We start from the raw sequence: 14,491 nt of genomic DNA, 5'->3' as shown, positions 1-14,491 counted from the left end.
GACATGAGCAACAGCAAAACGGTAGTGATCACCGGCGCCTCCAGCGGCATCGGCTTCGGCCTGGCCAAGGCTTTCCTCGCCAGTGGCTTCAATGTGGTCGGCAATGCCCGCTCCGCCGGACGCCTCGCCGAGGCTAGGGCACAACTGGACAGCCCCGCCTTCATCGGCGTGGCCGGCGACATCGCCAAGCCTGAGACCGCCCGCCGCCTGATTCAGGCCAGCATCGACGCCTTCGGCCAGGTCGACGTGTTGGTCAACAACGCTGGCTTCTTCCTGCCCAAACCCTTCATCGAATACAGCCCGGAAGACATCCAAGGCATGCTGGAGACCAACCTCAAGGGCGTGGTCTACGCCTCCCAGGCCGCCGCCGCGCACATGATCGAGCGGCGCCAGGGTCACATCATCAACATCACCGCTGCCGTGGCGCTGCAACCCAACATCGCCGTGCCCGCCGCCCTGCCGGTGCTGATCAAGGGGGGCCTCAACCAGGTCACCCGCGCCCTGGCGCTGGAGCTGTCGTCGCACAACATCCAGGTTAACGCGGTGGCTCCCGGCATCATCGAGACGCCGATGCACGATCCGGCCAGCTTCGACTTCCTAAACGGCCTGCAACCGGCCGGACACATCGGCCGCGTCAGCGACATTGCCGACGCCGTGCTTTACCTGGCCAACGCCGGGTTCACCACGGGCGTGGTGTTGCCGGTCGACGGCGGTATGAGTGTCGGCAAATGGTAATAGGCTGAACGTAACGGGGAGGCATCCCGCCTCCTTGCCCTGATTTCCCCACCCCATAGGAGTAATACCATGCCCTTCGTCAGCGTCCGCATCACTCGCGACGGCGTCACTCGTGATCAGAAAGCCCAGGTCATCAAGGAAATCACCGAGACCTTGCAGCGAGTGCTCGGAAAGAAACCTGAGCTCACCCATATCGTGATCGAGGAGGTCGACACCGATAACTGGGGCTACGCCGGCATGACCACCACCGAGTACCGCAGCAAAGAAACTCAGGGATGAGTTCCGAACTGCCCCGGCGGCGCGAATCAGCGCCTCCAGGGCGGCCTTGGCTCGACACGCTTGTGAAGGAGAACCCACTTGGAAACCGGGGTGAGCAATACATCCAGGCCCGTGACGAAGGCGGTATTGGTGATGCTGGTGTGTTGCAGCCCGACGGACTGGAAGATATTACCCAAGCACAAGGCTACTGGCGTCGGTCGCTGGCTCAGATCGCTATGTCAAAGAACTGGGTCCAGAAAATATGCTGTTGGCGGGGGAGATGCAGTTGTCTGCTAGGATTTAGCACACTGGCCAGAGTAATGAATGTTGATCGCTTGTATCCATGTCGAATAACTGCTTAGGGAAGAGATATGTCCATCCATGCAATCACCATCCCCTGTTTCGCCCAAATGTTACGGACCCTATCGGCACTGTTGTCCAAGGGAGAGTCCTGCGCGCTTGAAGGGGGCTACGATCCGATAATCTTGCTTGAGTCTCGGCTAGCACCTGACATGCACAATCTTTCTCGGCAGGTCCAATACGCGTGCGTCCAAGCACAGGAGGCGGTTCAGCGGCTTACACATCAGCCGCTTGAGACGCTCTCGCCGCCAGAGGACATTGCATCGGCGAAGGCTCTGATTGAGCGGACGTTACGACTACTGGAAACTGCTGATGCCGCAGCGATAGATGCCGCAGCAGACCTCAAGATCGCAATCGAACTACCCAATAACATCACGTTTGATATGACTGGCAGTGAGTACGCAGTCAATTGGGTTATACCACAGTTCTACTTTCATCTAGTCACGGCCTATAACATTCTGCGTCACAACGGCGTTCCGCTCGGGAAGGCCGATTACGTGCAGCACATGTTCGCCTATCTGCGACAGTAAACCCTGCGCGAGGCGGGCGCTCGCCACTGGTGGCGGTCGCGGTTTGCTGGTCCAGCGATGTGGACGCCATTCCCGCCCCTGAGTGCAACAAGGGGCGGTGATCAGTAGAAAGCGAGCTCATCAGGTCAACTGGTAATTCAGCCGAATGCGATGCGTACCCTCACTATCAATTGAGATCTCCCCGGATCCAGAGATTCCTTTCAATTCATTTGTACCACTACCTGCGACGATGCAAAAAAACTCGTCGTTACGCTCCGAGCCCATTGTTGATGCGGAGTGGACAAAATTGAAAGTGCCCGTTCGCCCATTCACCGTACCTTTGAAGCTCTCCATCGCGATGTAGGTGCCTATCTTGGTGGCGTGGTCAAATGCTGCGGTGAAGAACGTTAAGGATTCACCCTGTATATCCCCGACGTAGGTTTTTTCCATGGTGCTGACAGTCACTGGCAAGGCCGTTGTGATCTCGACAGGAGGGTTAATGCCTGTAGGTTTAAAATTTTTTGGCGAAAAGATTGCTAGCGCTTCCATTCAAATCCGACCTTTTCCATAAGTTTGGGTGATTAGTCTACTGTAATCGCCACAATCCGCTCGAAGAAAGTCAGGCCGACCATCGAACGTTCGCTTAGCGAGCGCCTGTCCAGATGAGGCGCTCTCGTATAGGGAGTCTCGCCCCATGTTACCGAGTCTCAACTTCCTCAGGATAACGCTGGTACATAGACAACTTGGTCACGCCCCCCGTGTTTGGCCGCATAGAGACCGCCGTCAGCGCGCTTTATTGCATCATCAATCTGCTCACCCTGGGTGAGCAGGGCGCATCCGATGCTCATGGTCATCTTCCGAGGGCCGTCGGGTAACAGAAACGGCGCGCTGCCGATTGACTGACGCAAGCGCTCCGCAATCTGCGTTAATTCTTGGCTATCTTTAACCCGTAGCAAGGCCACGAATTCCTCTCCTCCTTGGCGTACCAGCAGGTCATCTGGCCGAAGCGTAGCCCGCAGTCGGCGGGCGCACTCGCAGAGCACTTTATCGCCGGCATCGTGGCCATGCTCGTCATTGACGGATTTGAAACGGTCGAGGTCTGCGTATACGGCACCTAGCTGTAAACCTCGCTCTTCAGCCAAACGAAGCTCTCGGTTCTGAAATGCTGCCAACGCCCCGCGGTTCCATAGTTGTGTCAAAGGATCAAGCAAAGCCCTGCGCTGCCCGCGATCCATTTCAACACGCAAGGCGCGATTGACCTGAGCTAGGCTCCGCAGTTGCAAATAACCCTCGGTGAGCGTGGCTAAGTCCCGAAAATTAGCCTGTTGCGCCTCGCTGAGCTTCCGCGGCCGAGGATCGAACATGCACAGGGTGCCAATGGCTTTGCCATTTGAGGCACGTAACGGGTGGCCCGCATAGAACCGGATATAGGGTGGGTTCAGCACGAGGGGATTGTCCTCGAAGCGTGAATCGCACCTGGCGTCGGAAACCATCAAGGTATCTTCACCGAGAATCGCGTAGCCGCAAAAGGACACATTGCGCTTCGTCTCGCTTACCTCGATGCCGATCCGAGCCTTGAACCACTGCCGATCCTGATCGATTAGGCTGATCAGAACGGTCTCCACCTGGGCTAGTTCTTGGGTGAGTCGTACCAAGGTATCAAGATAATGCTCGGCCGGCGTATCGACCAAGTCCATGTCATCAAGTGTGCGCTGACGAAGTGCTTCATCAGAGGGTAGGGGACAAGCTGGCATATCTGTTACTCCACTCCTTGGTTCGTTTTTTCACAAATGCGGATAGAAAACTCTCAAGCACCTTGACCAATGCCGCACACGCTCGGCGCCTTCAGGCCAGACCAGCCGGAATAGAGAGCATAGCAAACCGGTTGGCTCTATCCCGGATCCTCCAGTGGGTATACCTGCGGCGTTGATCGGCGCGGCTCGGTCGGTCGCCCAAGACCTCGACAAGCTTCTCAGACCTACAGACGGCTGAACGAACGGTTGAGGCTGTCGCACCAGGCAGCCTTATTGGAAAACCGGTATTGACCTCGAGTTAAGTCAAGGTTTTAGAGTGGCGTCCGGACGCTCTCGCTGCTTTCGGAAACGAACTCACAAAGGACCCGGAATGGACACTCCGACTTCACTGCTGATTTTCCAGATCACCTGCTGCATTGGCTTGAGCCTGTGGCTGAGTATCAGCCTGATCAACAACCTGCATGCCTTTGCCAGCTCAGCCGGGGCGATCGGGGAGACCATGTCGATGGCGCCGCTGGCCCAACCTCCCGCAATCAGCCTCCCTCTGCTGGTGAGAGCGATGGCCTCTCACGCCATCCATCGCTGGGCCTTGTCGATCATAGTGCTGACACAGGCAGCCGCCGCTCTCGCGGCCTGGGTCGGGTGCTATGAACTGCTGCTTGGCGCCGGCTTGGAGGTGGCGCGGCCCTGGTTGAACCTGGCCTTGAGCGCAGCGCTCGGGTTCCTGCTTGCGATGCTGCTGGGCGGGATATGGTTCGGCTACTGGATCCGCCAGGAAGGGTTGCAACTGACCCATCTGCTGTTGATGGTCTGGATCCTGCTGCACTTCGTCGTACTGAATGTCCGCTGGAGTTGAACGGCCCAGGGAAGCTTGGAGCATTTCAGTTAAAAGGAGCAACAGATGAAGATGATGATCGTAGGCGCCGGAAGAGGGTTGGGCCGGGCTTTGCTCGAAGGGCTCGGCAAGCCAGGGGACACGCTGATCGGCGTATCACGCAAACAGCCGTCAGACTTGGCCCTTGCCCCGGGCATCGACCTGCAGTGGGTCGATGCCGACCTTGCCAAGCCAGCGGCGGCTGTAGCACAGATCGCGGATCGGGCACCTGCCGATCTGGATGTCCTGATCTACAACGTTGGCATCTGGGAAAAACACGCCTTCAGCGAGCACTATGCATTCCTTGACGACAGCGACGAATCGATCACCAGGCTGGTCGAGGTGAACATCACGGCCACGCTGCTTCTGCTCAAGCGCCTGGTGCCCAAGTTGCTTGGTGCGCCACGGCCGCAGTTGATCCTCACCGGTTCGACCTCAGCTCTTCGCCAGAGTGGGCGCCCGGAGGTAGCGTTCGGCGCCTCAAAGTTCGCCCTCAACGGCATGGCTGATGCGCTGCGCGAAGGTTTCAGGGATGACAACCTGGCGGTGACCGTGCTTCACCTGGGGTATCTGAATACCGACGACTCCCTGAACACGCCATTGGCACAAGCCGCAGCACGTGGCGAGCGGCGCCAGGTACCGGTGCATGATGTGGTCACCATGGTCGACGCGCTGTTGCGCTTGTCCGGGGCTTCGTTCGTACGGGAGCTGATCTTGCCGGCTATCGGTGATGAGCGCTTCTGAGGCCAAAGCACCGGAGCCTTTGCGTGAGGGTTCGGCTTTGATGTCTCAGTCGATGGAACTGAATCTTGGACCGCGTCTAGCAAGAAGGGAGCAGGGGGTAGGTCGCTGAGTCGCCTTCAAAACCTGGAGTCGCAGAAGGTCTTGAAGGCACCCAGTCAATGATGAGTCATTCAGCGCATCATGCCCAGTTCAGCATCATCCATCAGCGCCTTGGCCAACGCGCACAGGTAGTGCGAAGCCCAGATCAACTGAGGTTTATCTTCCATCAATCCATCCAGAGTCATGTCCCGTGCATAGCCCATCAGCTCGGACGCCTGTTCACGGGCGCTTTGGCAAGGGATGCCGGCTTCGATGCGGAACAGCGGATGGGTCTGGTTTTCACCTTGGTAGAAGGTGGTTTTGCCGACGGTGAATTTGGTTTCTTCTGTGGACATTGTTCAGTTTCCCCAAGATTGCTTCAGCCTGTACGGGCCTATTCGCGGGTGAACCCGCTCCTACGGGAGCACGGCAGTCTTCAAGGCTGAGGGAGTGCCTGGGAGGGTATCCGCGAAGAGGCCGGCCCAGGCAGTACATCAGCGACACGTCAATGCATAGTCCGAGGTTCACTGGGCATCTGCACTTGGGCTATTGCGGACTCGAGCAAAGCTCTCAAGGTCTCCAGTTCATGCATCGTGGTCATCATCAGAATCGACGCGGGTGACTTGGGCTGCAGCAGCATTGCCTGATGCACGACGGTCGCCGCGCATAACGCGTAGTCCGTAGCCTGAATCAGGGTGTCTTCCAGGGAAAGAACGTTGTGGGGTGGATCAGGTACTATTTTCAGCATAAACCCTCTCAGTGCCTTACAGGGCTGCCGCAGTACCGCTGTCAAACGGAAGGGTGGCAGCTGTTTGTGGGTTGACAGACCGGGGGCACTGAGAATCCCGGCGCACACGAAGGTGCCCCACGCACAGCTGCCATAACTGGCATTGCACATGCTCTCAGTGAACCACGGTCTGTCAAAACCGTGCCGCCAATGGGTGGCGACAGGCCGAGACTAGGGCTGACTATTTCCATGTGCAACGAAAATCAGGCGCGAGGAGTATCTTTGGGAAATGGCCTACAAGGAAGGGGTTATTTCTGATTTTTCGACCCGCTCCCGTTCTCCAAAACGTCGATAGGAAACATGCGGGCAAAAGAAAGCCCGCCGAGGCGGGCTAAGTACTATCACGTAGGGATAGCTTCATCCTGCCCAAGCCACTGTGAAAATTGGGTGAAAGAAAGGTCCCCATAACGTGATCATCCAGAGGGCCCCGCGCCCTTTAAAGCTCGGCTTTGTGCCGCTGGTGGCGCTGAAAGCGGGTAACCGCGATCTGGACGGCAGCTGCCACGAGGCACAGCAGGCCGACTTTCCAGCTGCCCTCCAGGCCGTAATGCTCGGCGATCTTCCCCGTGATGATGACGCTAACGAAGATGGCGAAAGGCAGAATCAGTTTGTTCATCAGGTCTTCCAGCAGGCTGCAAGGGGCTTGAGTGAATACGCAGTTCACCCAGCGGAAATGCCGCGATCTTAGCAAATCCGGTTCCGGCTTTGTGGTAAGGCACTGCATGTGCAGCCCCCCGGCGAGCAGTACTCGCGGCAGGAACTGTTTGTATCAAAATGCCGGTCCGCCTGGCTGCCGTCGCTGAAAGCTGTCGCGCCCATTGCGAATTTCCGGGTTTCAGCTAACTTGTACAAAAAACCTGTACAAGAGTGAGGCGTTGTACATGTATTGCGACTGGCCCTTCACGCTGTACTTCGACGGCGCCTGCCCATTGTGCGCTCGGGAGATAGCCTTCCTGCGCAGGAAATCGACTGGGGGAAAGCTCATCCTGATTGACATCAGTGCTGATGATTTCGATGCAGGGGCGTTGGGCTTCACGGTTGCGCAACTGAGGTCGTGCCTGCATGGAAGGTTCGCGAGCGGGCACTGGGTTACAGGCTTGGACGCCACCTTGTGGAGTTGGCGTGCTGCGGATGTGGGCCTGTGGGTCGCGCCACTGGCTTGGCGTCCGCTACGTCCCCTTTATTCGGTTCTTTACAGGCTGTTCTGTCGATTGAGGCCACACTTGGCCTGGCTACCACATCCCGATGGCGGGCACCGTTGTAGCGGTGAGGAGTCCAAATGTCACATTCGTTAGTCGAGCACTTTCATGAAATCCTCGTCGGTATTGGTGAAAACCCGCAGCGCGAAGGGCTCCTGGACACACCCCAGCGTGCGGCCAAAGCGATGCAGTACTTGTGCAACGGGTATGCCCTGGATCTTCACGAGGTGGTAAACGGGGCTCTGTTCGAGAGTGAAAACGATGAAATGATTGTGGTGCGTGACATTGAGCTCTACTCATTGTGCGAACACCACATGCTGCCGTTTATTGGCAAGGCTCATGTCGCGTACCTGCCAACAGGGCGCGTGTTAGGCCTTTCCAAGGTTGCACGCGTGGTGGACATGTTCGCCCGTCGTTTACAGATACAGGAAAACCTCACGCGGCAAATTGCGTATGCCGTGCAGGAAGTCACGGATGCCGCAGGGGTAGCGGTCGTGATCGAAGCCAAGCATATGTGCATGATGATGCGCGGTGTAGAGAAGCAGAACTCGGTGATGATTTCATCCGTGATGTTAGGTGCATTTCGCGACGCCCCCTCGACGCGGCACGAATTCCTGAACCTCATTGGGCGACACAATTGACATCCGATCCTGAACCGTTGCGAAGGGGCGCCCAGATGAGTTCCGTTGCTACTGCTTTATCTCCAAGCCGCTTCACTGTCCTGGGTTACGGCGGCCTGCTGCCGTTTATTGGTTTGACGCTGCTCATCCTTTTTTGGGCTGAATATCGAGCGTTTTTCTCGATGATGCTGGTCGGCTATGGCGCGGTGATATTGAGCTTCGTCGGTGCCCTGCACTGGGGGTTTGCCATGACGTTGCAGGGTTTGCCCGTGAAGCAGCGTCAAGAGCGACTGGTGTGGAGCGTTATACCCGCCCTGATCGGTTGGGTTGGCGCGTTGCTGCCTGTGCCGGTGGGGTGTCTGGTGTTGACCTTTGGTTTTATCGGCCATCTTTGGCAGGATCGCAAACTGGCGCAAGCGGTGCCTGGGTGGTATCTGCCGATGCGCGTGCATTTAACGGCTGTCGCGAGCCTCTGTTTGCTGCTCAGTGCACTCGCCGTATTCATTGATTTTTGAAACCCCAATCCACGCTTCGATCCGTTCTACCCTGCCAGGGTGAGCGCTACGGATAACCCAGTCGGGGCGCTGCGCGGTTTGCTTTTCGTTCCATGAACAGACGCTCTCCCACTCAACACTATGCATCCGTTCCCGGAGATAGCAGGCCTTTATCCCGCTGCCCGCATGTATCTTTCCTTCAGTTTGGGCGTGAGCGCTGTGCTTTTTTAAGGCCGTAACGCGCGGCGATCTTCCTGAAGATGATGGCGCTGACGGTGATTTGTTTCTGAATGTGTGATCTCTCCCGCTCAGTCTTCGTCAAGAGGAATGCCCCTCGCCGTCGTCTGGGGATTGATACAGGGCCTTCCATGCAAACGCTGTTGAACGAGATTCTCGAAGAAGTACGTCCCTTGATCGGCAAGGGCAAAGTCGCTGACTACATTCCCGCGCTGGCTGACGTGCCGGCGAACCAGCTGGGCATCGCTGTCTATGGCAACGATGGCAGCTACCACTGCGCAGGCGACGCGCAGGTGCCATTCTCGGTGCAGAGCATTTCCAAGGTGTTCAGCCTGGTTCAGGCCATTGGCCATTCGGGGGAAGCCATTTGGGAGCGGCTGGGGCATGAGCCTTCGGGGCAGCCGTTCAACTCGTTGGTGCAGCTGGAGTTCGAGCGCGGGCGGCCGCGTAACCCGTTCATCAATGCCGGGGCATTGGTGATCTGCGATATCAATCAGTCGCGCTTCGCGGCCCCCACGTTGTCGATGCGCGATTTTGTCCGACGGCTTTCAGGCAACCCTCACATCTCGATCAATACCCGGGTGGCTGATTCGGAATATCAGTTTCGCGCGCGCAACGCTGCCATGGCGTACCTGATGCAGTCCTTTGGCAACTTCCATAACGAGGTCGAGACGGTGCTGCGCAGTTACTTCAGTTACTGTGCACTGCAAATGAACTGCCTGGACCTGGCGCGGGCATTCTGCTTCCTGGCCAATGATGGGTTCTGCAAGCACAGCGGTGAGCAGATCCTGACGCGGCGCCAGACCCAACAAGTGAACTCGATCATGGCCACCAGCGGGCTGTATGATGAGGCGGGGAATTTCGCCTTCAGGGTGGGTTTGCCTGGCAAGAGTGGCGTGGGTGGCGGGATCGTGGCGATCGTACCGGGGCAATTTACCGTATGCGTGTGGTCGCCAGAGCTGAATGCGGCGGGCAACTCCCTGGCCGGGATGGCGGCGCTTGAGCTGCTCAGTTCGCGGATCGGATGGTCGGTGTTCTGATCTGCGAACTCAGGGGGCAATCAGGCGTCGCCTTGGCGGGGCACACCGGAAATGGAACCTACCGAAGATGACCCGCGAAGCGTTTGCTCCTTATCAGTGCCTTGCCACTGACTTGCTGAAGTATCTGCCGTCTGACCAGAATGATGGCTCCCACGACTTGGCCCATATTCATCGCGTGTGGGTCAATGCGCACCGGATCCAGCGGGTGGAGGGTGGCGACCTTGAAATCTTGCTTGCGGCGACGGTGCTGCACGACTGTGTGGCGGTGGAAAAGCATTCGCCGTTACGTGGGCAGGCCTCGACGTTGTCGGCGAACAAGGCTGCATCAGTCCTTGCTGAGATGGGCTGGCCGAGTGGGCGTGTTGAGCAGGTAGTGCATGCGATCAAAACGCACAGTTACTCGGCGGGGTTGGAACCGCTGACACGTGAGGCCTGCATCCTTCAGGACAGTGACCGGCTTGACGCCATAGGCGCGGTGGGTATTGCCCGGTGTTTTTACGTCTCCGGGCGAATGGGGTCGGCGCTCTATGACTTCGAGAATCCTTTCGCGCAGCAGAGGGCGTACCAAGACGGGGCGTATGCCATCGAGCACTTCCAGACCAAACTGCTCAAGCTCGCCTCGGGCTTTAAAACCCAAGAAGGGGCTCGCCTTGCTGCCGAGCGTCATACCCGGCTTGAAACCTTTCTTACCCAGTTCATGGACGAGATTACCGGGGCAGGTTAGTCATGCCGGGCTTGTGCCGTCCTTGAATTCAGTCAGCCCATCGCCACAGCGGCTCATCCAGCAACCCAACCCCCCGCAGCTGGGTTTGCCCTTGTATTTTTTCCAGCTCCAGCACATTGCACCCGTCACAGGCTGCCAGCGCGTTGATTAATGGGGCACTGTGCGATACCACCCAAACCTGGCTACGGCGTGATGCACGAATGATCAGCCGCGCCAAGGCCGGGAGCAGGTCCGCGTGCAGACTGGTTTCCGGTTCGTTCAAGACCATCAGCGATGGCGGCCGTGGTGTGAGCAAGGCAGCCATCAGCAGCAGATAACGCAGGGTACCGTCCGACAATTCAGCACCGTCGAGCGGGCGCAAAAGCCCGTGCTGGTGCAGCCGTACACTGAACAGCCCGCCAGGTGGCGCATTGATCTCCAGACGGCTGCCGGGAAACGCGTCATTCAGCGCTTCCACCAGATCCTCCACATCGCCAATTTCGATAATGGTCTGCAACGCCGAGGCCAGGTTGCGCCCGTCGTGATGCAGCACCGGCGAGCGAGTGCCCAGTTGGGGTTGACGGCAAGGCGCGTCACGGTCAATCCGGAAGTGATCGTAAAACCGCCAGCTGTTGATGAACGCGCGCAGGTCACCGATTTCCGGTGCCTGGCGTGGCCGGCCGACGATGTTGAAAAAGCTCTCGCCGCTGTCAGCATGCTGATCGAGCACTGCCCAGCGGTTGCCCTCGCGGGCCCGCACCAGGGCATTCTTGCGCTCGACCAGCAAGGAAGAGGGCCGATAGGCGCCAGCGCCCCAGATGGCCTCGCACTTTATTTCAGGGTCGAGCATGAACGCGCTCGGATACGGCAGGGGAATTGGCAGGCCGAGGGTGATGGCAAACCCGAGGTCCTCGGTGGCAAAGCCCAGGCGCAGGCGCCTGGCTTCGCTCGGATGCTGGCCTTGGATGGGCACTTCGCCGCGCCGCATTCGTGCGCTGGTTTCTGGGCCGGCCCACCAGGTCGAGTCTAGCCCGCCTTCACGGGCGAGGGCTTCGACCACACCGCCCTGTGCGGTTTCGGCAAGCAGGCGCAGCGCCTTGTACAGGTTGGATTTGCCGCTGCCGTTGGCACCGGTCACCAGGTTGAGTTGGCCCAGCGGCAGCACCAGGTGGTTGATCGAGCGGTAGTTGCCGATGGCGAGGGTAGTGAGCATGCAGTGCTTCCCAGCGTGGACCAGGCGACCGATTGTGGCCGAAGCGTGCCTGCCTTGTCAGCCACCCCTGCTGAGGCTGTTGCAAGTGAAGCAGGCGTGCGCACCGTCTATAGTGTGGGGCAACCTCTCGCGCAAAGGATGCTCACATGGCCAGATCAACAATCATGACAGCCATTGTCACCTCATTGGCGGTGGCCTTGGCCTCTGGCCCGGTGCTCGCCGACCCGGGTAATGGCAAAGGCCAGGGCCAAGGTCAGGGGCACGGCAAGGGTCAGGCGCCGCACGCCCAGGGTCAGGGTCAGGGCCAGGGTAATTCGGGCGGCCACAAGCAGAGCGCCGGCGGCAATGACTGGCACGGCGGCCCGTCCATCGACCGTGGCGATGTACTGGGCATCCTCGGTGGCCACCGCAACTATTGGAGCCCGGGCCCGGCATTGCCTCCAGGTATTCAGAAGAACCTGGCCCGCGGCAAGCCCCTGCCACCTGGTATCGCCAAGAAACTGGATGGCCGTCTGTTGGGGCAGCTGCCTCACTACGATGGGTATGAGTGGATGCAAGCGGGCGCAGACCTGATTCTGGTCGCCGTGGCGACCGGGATCATCTATGAGGTGTTGAACGGGGCGTTCGACTAAGGCCGCAGGTGCGAGCAGTCCGCTCGGTCCCTGCAGGCGCTGGCGTGCCTGCGATGGGCTGCGCAGCAGCCCCAACCGCCTATCAACGCCGCCGCAACACCGCGGCCAGCCCAAGGGTCAGCACCACAGCGCACAGCATGGCCAGCCCGATGGTCACGCCAACGCCCCACGTTTCCAGCAGCCCCGCCAATACCAGATAGAACGCAATCACCCCCACCGCGCCGATCGCATTCCCCCGCACCATCGCCGCCATCCCGGCTCGCCCGCCCTGCACATGGGCGAACACTACCAGCGGCCAGGCAATCACCGGAATCGGCGCCAGCATCCCGCTGGTCGCCGGGCCCAGCCAACTGGCCAGGCTGGTGGTGATCATCAGCAGGGAAGTGGCAGATACCATGCGCAACGGGATTTCCCAGTGCCGGTGCCGGGGGCGGGCCAGGGTATCAGGTTTGGGCTCGCGGCCGCTGGCGCGGATCAGCACGCCGATCAGCACCAACGCCACTGCAATCGACAGGTACAGGCTGCCCCAGTGGGTAAAGGCATAGGCGGCCAGGCCATAGAACAGCAACGCCAGCAGTACGGCCACGGCGATGCCGAGTGTGCGCGTGGCCAGCAGGTAGACGGTGTAGGTGGCCTGCACCGCCGCCAGGCCGCCCAGTGCGCCGGGCAATGCGCCCAGGGCAAAGGCCGTGCCCTGTTCCAGGCACAGGAAGGTCATCACCAGCGCCGAGGTGATCGGCAGGCCGGACAGCAATCCGCCTAACAGGCCGCCCCAGCGCCGGGAGGCGAGGGAGATGGCCCACATCAGCAGGGGTGTGATGGTGAGTTTCAGGTAAAACAGGGTCATTGCGGGTGCATCCAGGCTTGATGAAGGTGCGCCCGCCTTCGACATTGGGTAGGGCGCGGGTGAATCAGCCGCGGCTGGCCTCCAAGGCCTGGGCCAGGTCGGCGATGATGTCGTCACTGTGTTCGATGCCGATCGACAGGCGCACCATGTCCCGTGGCACGCCGGCCTTCTCCAGTTCCTCGTCGTTGAGCTGACGGTGGGTAGTGGAAGCGGGGTGGCAGGCCAGTGACTTGGCGTCGCCGATGTTCACCAGGCGTACCACCAACTGCAACGCGTCGATGAAACGCGCGCCAGCCGCCTGGCCACCCTTGATACCGAACGACAGGATCGACGCCGGCTTGCCGCCGGTGTAGCGCTTGGCCAGTTCATGTTCGGGGTGATCGGGCAGCCCGGCGAACTTCACCCAGGCCACTTGCTCGTGGGCTTGCAGGTAATGGGCGACCTTTAGCGCGTTCTCCGTATGGCGCTCCATGCGCAGGGCCAGGGTTTCCAAGCCCTGCAGGATCAGGAAGGCGTTGAACGGCGACAGCGCAGCGCCGGTGTTGCGCAAGGGCACCACACGGCAGCGGCCGATGAAGGCGGCAGGCCCGAAGGCTTCGGTGTAGGTGACGCCGTGGTAGGACGGGTCGGGGGTGTTGAGCAGGGCGAAGCGTTCCTTGTTTTCGGCCCAGGGGAATTTGCCGGAGTCGATGACGATGCCGCCGATGCTGGTGCCATGACCGCCGATGTACTTGGTCAGCGAGTGCACGACGATATCGGCGCCGTGCTCGAACGGCCGGCACAGCACCGGGGTGGCCACGGTATTGTCGACGATCAGCGGCACCCCGTGGCGGTGGGCGGCCTCGGCCAGCGCAGCGATATCGACGATATTGCCGGCGGGGTTGCCGATGGACTCGCAGAATACCGCTTTGGTACGCGCATCGATCAGCGCTTCGAGGGCGGCGATATCGTCATGGGCCGCGAAGCGGGTGTGGATACCCATGCGTGGCAGCGTGTGCGCCAGCAGGTTGTAGGTGCCGCCGTACAGCTTGGCCACCGAGACGATATTGTCGCCGGCTTCGGCGACGGTCTGGATGGCGTAGGTGATAGCCGCCATGCCCGAGGCTACGGCCAGCGCGCCAACCCCGCCTTCCAGGGCGGCCATGCGCTGCTCGAGCACGTCGTTGGTGGGGTTCATGATGCGCGAATAGATGTTGCCGGCAACCTTCAGGTCAAACAGATCGGCGCCGTGCTGGGTGTCGTCGAAGGCGAAGGAGGTGGTCTGGTAGATCGGTACGGCCACCGCCTTGGTGGTCGGGTCGGGGCTGAAGCCCGCATGGATGGCAAGCGTTTCCAGCTTCATGCAATCATTCCTTGAACGTGGGTGGAAGCGTTCGAGCATGCGGCGGCGAGCGAGCATGGGTCAAG

General features: G+C 59.7%; 19 protein-coding genes. 11 read left to right on the top strand and 8 right to left on the bottom strand.

Going from position 1 to position 14,491, the window contains the following annotated elements; translation table 11 throughout:
* Positions 1 to 3: 3 nt before the first annotated feature.
* The 3 genes from ACI7M0_RS16520 to ACI7M0_RS16510 all read left to right on the top strand — a co-directional run bounded on the left by ACI7M0_RS16520 (position 4) and on the right by ACI7M0_RS16510 (position 1,883).
* Positions 4 to 735: an SDR family NAD(P)-dependent oxidoreductase gene (locus ACI7M0_RS16520; RefSeq protein ID WP_129931922.1), complete on the top strand. Its 732-nt coding sequence runs from the start codon at positions 4 to 6 to the stop codon at positions 733 to 735.
* Between the two features lie 69 nt (positions 736 to 804).
* A complete protein-coding gene (locus ACI7M0_RS16515) occupies positions 805 to 1,014 on the top strand; it encodes a 4-oxalocrotonate tautomerase family protein (protein ID WP_010953438.1) in 210 nt (69 codons plus the stop codon).
* Between the two features lie 350 nt (positions 1,015 to 1,364).
* Entirely contained in the window at positions 1,365 to 1,883 is a 519-nt protein-coding gene (locus tag ACI7M0_RS16510; RefSeq protein ID WP_020193595.1) for a DUF1993 family protein, read from the top strand.
* Between the two features lie 120 nt (positions 1,884 to 2,003).
* On the opposite strand, the gene ACI7M0_RS16505 is transcribed toward ACI7M0_RS16510, so the two are convergent.
* Entirely contained in the window at positions 2,004 to 2,411 is a 408-nt protein-coding gene (locus ACI7M0_RS16505; protein ID WP_129931923.1) for a DUF3224 domain-containing protein, read from the bottom strand.
* A gap of 167 nt (positions 2,412 to 2,578) precedes the next feature.
* Positions 2,579 to 3,616: a sensor domain-containing diguanylate cyclase gene (locus tag ACI7M0_RS16500; RefSeq protein WP_129931924.1), complete on the bottom strand. Its 1,038-nt coding sequence runs from the start codon at positions 3,614 to 3,616 to the stop codon at positions 2,579 to 2,581.
* Positions 3,617 to 3,986: 370 nt separating this feature from the next.
* On the opposite strand from ACI7M0_RS16500, the gene ACI7M0_RS16495 reads away from it, so the two are divergent.
* Positions 3,987 to 4,472 (top strand): DUF2165 family protein, encoded by a 486-nt coding sequence (locus ACI7M0_RS16495; RefSeq protein ID WP_129931925.1) that lies wholly within the window; start codon positions 3,987 to 3,989, stop codon positions 4,470 to 4,472.
* Positions 4,473 to 4,517: 45 nt separating this feature from the next.
* Positions 4,518 to 5,234 carry an SDR family oxidoreductase gene (locus tag ACI7M0_RS16490; protein ID WP_129931926.1) on the top strand — a complete coding sequence of 239 codons (717 nt, stop codon included), beginning with the start codon at positions 4,518 to 4,520 and terminating at the stop codon, positions 5,232 to 5,234.
* 170 nt (positions 5,235 to 5,404) lie between these two features.
* Here the strand turns inward: ACI7M0_RS16490 and ACI7M0_RS16485 are convergent, their stop codons facing one another.
* From ACI7M0_RS16485 to ACI7M0_RS16475, 3 genes are all read right to left on the bottom strand, one after another.
* Positions 5,405 to 5,668 (bottom strand): DUF3077 domain-containing protein, encoded by a 264-nt coding sequence (locus ACI7M0_RS16485; RefSeq protein WP_003250694.1) that lies wholly within the window; start codon positions 5,666 to 5,668, stop codon positions 5,405 to 5,407.
* A gap of 149 nt (positions 5,669 to 5,817) precedes the next feature.
* Positions 5,818 to 6,060: a hypothetical protein gene (locus ACI7M0_RS16480; protein ID WP_129931927.1), complete on the bottom strand. Its 243-nt coding sequence runs from the start codon at positions 6,058 to 6,060 to the stop codon at positions 5,818 to 5,820.
* Between the two features lie 475 nt (positions 6,061 to 6,535).
* Entirely contained in the window at positions 6,536 to 6,715 is a 180-nt protein-coding gene (locus ACI7M0_RS16475) for a hypothetical protein (RefSeq protein WP_103444605.1), read from the bottom strand.
* Positions 6,716 to 6,980: 265 nt separating this feature from the next.
* On the opposite strand from ACI7M0_RS16475, the gene ACI7M0_RS16470 reads away from it, so the two are divergent.
* The 5 genes from ACI7M0_RS16470 to ACI7M0_RS16450 all read left to right on the top strand — a co-directional run bounded on the left by ACI7M0_RS16470 (position 6,981) and on the right by ACI7M0_RS16450 (position 10,413).
* Positions 6,981 to 7,394, top strand: coding sequence for a thiol-disulfide oxidoreductase DCC family protein (locus ACI7M0_RS16470; protein WP_129931928.1), 414 nt, complete (start codon positions 6,981 to 6,983; stop codon positions 7,392 to 7,394).
* Positions 7,379 to 7,939 (top strand): GTP cyclohydrolase I FolE, encoded by a 561-nt coding sequence (folE, locus tag ACI7M0_RS16465; RefSeq protein ID WP_129931929.1) that lies wholly within the window; start codon positions 7,379 to 7,381, stop codon positions 7,937 to 7,939. The genes ACI7M0_RS16470 and folE overlap by 16 nt, the downstream gene beginning before the upstream one ends.
* Positions 7,940 to 7,974: 35 nt before the next feature.
* A complete protein-coding gene (locus tag ACI7M0_RS16460) occupies positions 7,975 to 8,433 on the top strand; it encodes a DUF3429 domain-containing protein (RefSeq protein WP_129931930.1) in 459 nt (152 codons plus the stop codon).
* 347 nt (positions 8,434 to 8,780) lie between these two features.
* A complete protein-coding gene (glsB, locus tag ACI7M0_RS16455; RefSeq protein ID WP_014591518.1) occupies positions 8,781 to 9,689 on the top strand; it encodes a glutaminase B in 909 nt (302 codons plus the stop codon).
* Between the two features lie 67 nt (positions 9,690 to 9,756).
* Entirely contained in the window at positions 9,757 to 10,413 is a 657-nt protein-coding gene (locus ACI7M0_RS16450; RefSeq protein WP_129931931.1) for an HD domain-containing protein, read from the top strand.
* Between the two features lie 28 nt (positions 10,414 to 10,441).
* Here the strand turns inward: ACI7M0_RS16450 and ACI7M0_RS16445 are convergent, their stop codons facing one another.
* Entirely contained in the window at positions 10,442 to 11,605 is a 1,164-nt protein-coding gene (locus ACI7M0_RS16445; protein ID WP_129931932.1) for an AAA family ATPase, read from the bottom strand.
* Positions 11,606 to 11,751: 146 nt separating this feature from the next.
* Here ACI7M0_RS16445 and ACI7M0_RS16440 point away from each other — a divergent pair, with 146 nt between their 5' ends.
* Complete coding sequence (locus tag ACI7M0_RS16440) at positions 11,752 to 12,237, top strand: anti-virulence regulator CigR family protein (protein WP_004575387.1); 486 nt, start codon at positions 11,752 to 11,754, stop codon at positions 12,235 to 12,237.
* Positions 12,238 to 12,319: 82 nt separating this feature from the next.
* On the opposite strand, the gene ACI7M0_RS16435 is transcribed toward ACI7M0_RS16440, so the two are convergent.
* Both ACI7M0_RS16435 and ACI7M0_RS16430 read right to left on the bottom strand, forming a co-directional pair.
* Positions 12,320 to 13,084 carry a hypothetical protein gene (locus ACI7M0_RS16435; RefSeq protein WP_003250736.1) on the bottom strand — a complete coding sequence of 255 codons (765 nt, stop codon included), beginning with the start codon at positions 13,082 to 13,084 and terminating at the stop codon, positions 12,320 to 12,322.
* Between the two features lie 64 nt (positions 13,085 to 13,148).
* Positions 13,149 to 14,426, bottom strand: coding sequence for a bifunctional O-acetylhomoserine aminocarboxypropyltransferase/cysteine synthase (locus ACI7M0_RS16430; RefSeq protein ID WP_064490805.1), 1,278 nt, complete (start codon positions 14,424 to 14,426; stop codon positions 13,149 to 13,151).
* Positions 14,427 to 14,491: the final 65 nt, after the last annotated feature.

It is taken from the genome of Pseudomonas sp. 10(2024) (genome assembly GCF_045164175.1).
Classification (GTDB): domain Bacteria; phylum Pseudomonadota; class Gammaproteobacteria; order Pseudomonadales; family Pseudomonadaceae; genus Aquipseudomonas; species Aquipseudomonas alloputida.
The sequence above is the reverse complement of the archived record's forward strand: the minus strand, read 5'-3'. Positions and strand labels throughout refer to the sequence as shown.

Coding starts and splice junctions, on each gene's coding strand:
- ACI7M0_RS16520 (WP_129931922.1), top strand. CDS start 4: ATGAGCAACAGCAAAACGGTAGTGATCACCGGCGCCTCCAGCGGCATC.
- ACI7M0_RS16515 (WP_010953438.1), top strand. CDS start 805: ATGCCCTTCGTCAGCGTCCGCATCACTCGCGACGGCGTCACTCGTGAT.
- ACI7M0_RS16510 (WP_020193595.1), top strand. CDS start 1,365: ATGTCCATCCATGCAATCACCATCCCCTGTTTCGCCCAAATGTTACGG.
- ACI7M0_RS16505 (WP_129931923.1), bottom strand. CDS start 2,411: ATGGAAGCGCTAGCAATCTTTTCGCCAAAAAATTTTAAACCTACAGGC.
- ACI7M0_RS16500 (WP_129931924.1), bottom strand. CDS start 3,616: ATGCCAGCTTGTCCCCTACCCTCTGATGAAGCACTTCGTCAGCGCACA.
- ACI7M0_RS16495 (WP_129931925.1), top strand. CDS start 3,987: ATGGACACTCCGACTTCACTGCTGATTTTCCAGATCACCTGCTGCATT.
- ACI7M0_RS16490 (WP_129931926.1), top strand. CDS start 4,518: ATGAAGATGATGATCGTAGGCGCCGGAAGAGGGTTGGGCCGGGCTTTG.
- ACI7M0_RS16485 (WP_003250694.1), bottom strand. CDS start 5,668: ATGTCCACAGAAGAAACCAAATTCACCGTCGGCAAAACCACCTTCTAC.
- ACI7M0_RS16480 (WP_129931927.1), bottom strand. CDS start 6,060: ATGCTGAAAATAGTACCTGATCCACCCCACAACGTTCTTTCCCTGGAA.
- ACI7M0_RS16475 (WP_103444605.1), bottom strand. CDS start 6,715: ATGAACAAACTGATTCTGCCTTTCGCCATCTTCGTTAGCGTCATCATC.
- ACI7M0_RS16470 (WP_129931928.1), top strand. CDS start 6,981: ATGTATTGCGACTGGCCCTTCACGCTGTACTTCGACGGCGCCTGCCCA.
- folE (WP_129931929.1), top strand. CDS start 7,379: ATGTCACATTCGTTAGTCGAGCACTTTCATGAAATCCTCGTCGGTATT.
- ACI7M0_RS16460 (WP_129931930.1), top strand. CDS start 7,975: ATGAGTTCCGTTGCTACTGCTTTATCTCCAAGCCGCTTCACTGTCCTG.
- glsB (WP_014591518.1), top strand. CDS start 8,781: ATGCAAACGCTGTTGAACGAGATTCTCGAAGAAGTACGTCCCTTGATC.
- ACI7M0_RS16450 (WP_129931931.1), top strand. CDS start 9,757: ATGACCCGCGAAGCGTTTGCTCCTTATCAGTGCCTTGCCACTGACTTG.
- ACI7M0_RS16445 (WP_129931932.1), bottom strand. CDS start 11,605: ATGCTCACTACCCTCGCCATCGGCAACTACCGCTCGATCAACCACCTG.
- ACI7M0_RS16440 (WP_004575387.1), top strand. CDS start 11,752: ATGGCCAGATCAACAATCATGACAGCCATTGTCACCTCATTGGCGGTG.
- ACI7M0_RS16435 (WP_003250736.1), bottom strand. CDS start 13,084: ATGACCCTGTTTTACCTGAAACTCACCATCACACCCCTGCTGATGTGG.
- ACI7M0_RS16430 (WP_064490805.1), bottom strand. CDS start 14,426: ATGAAGCTGGAAACGCTTGCCATCCATGCGGGCTTCAGCCCCGACCCG.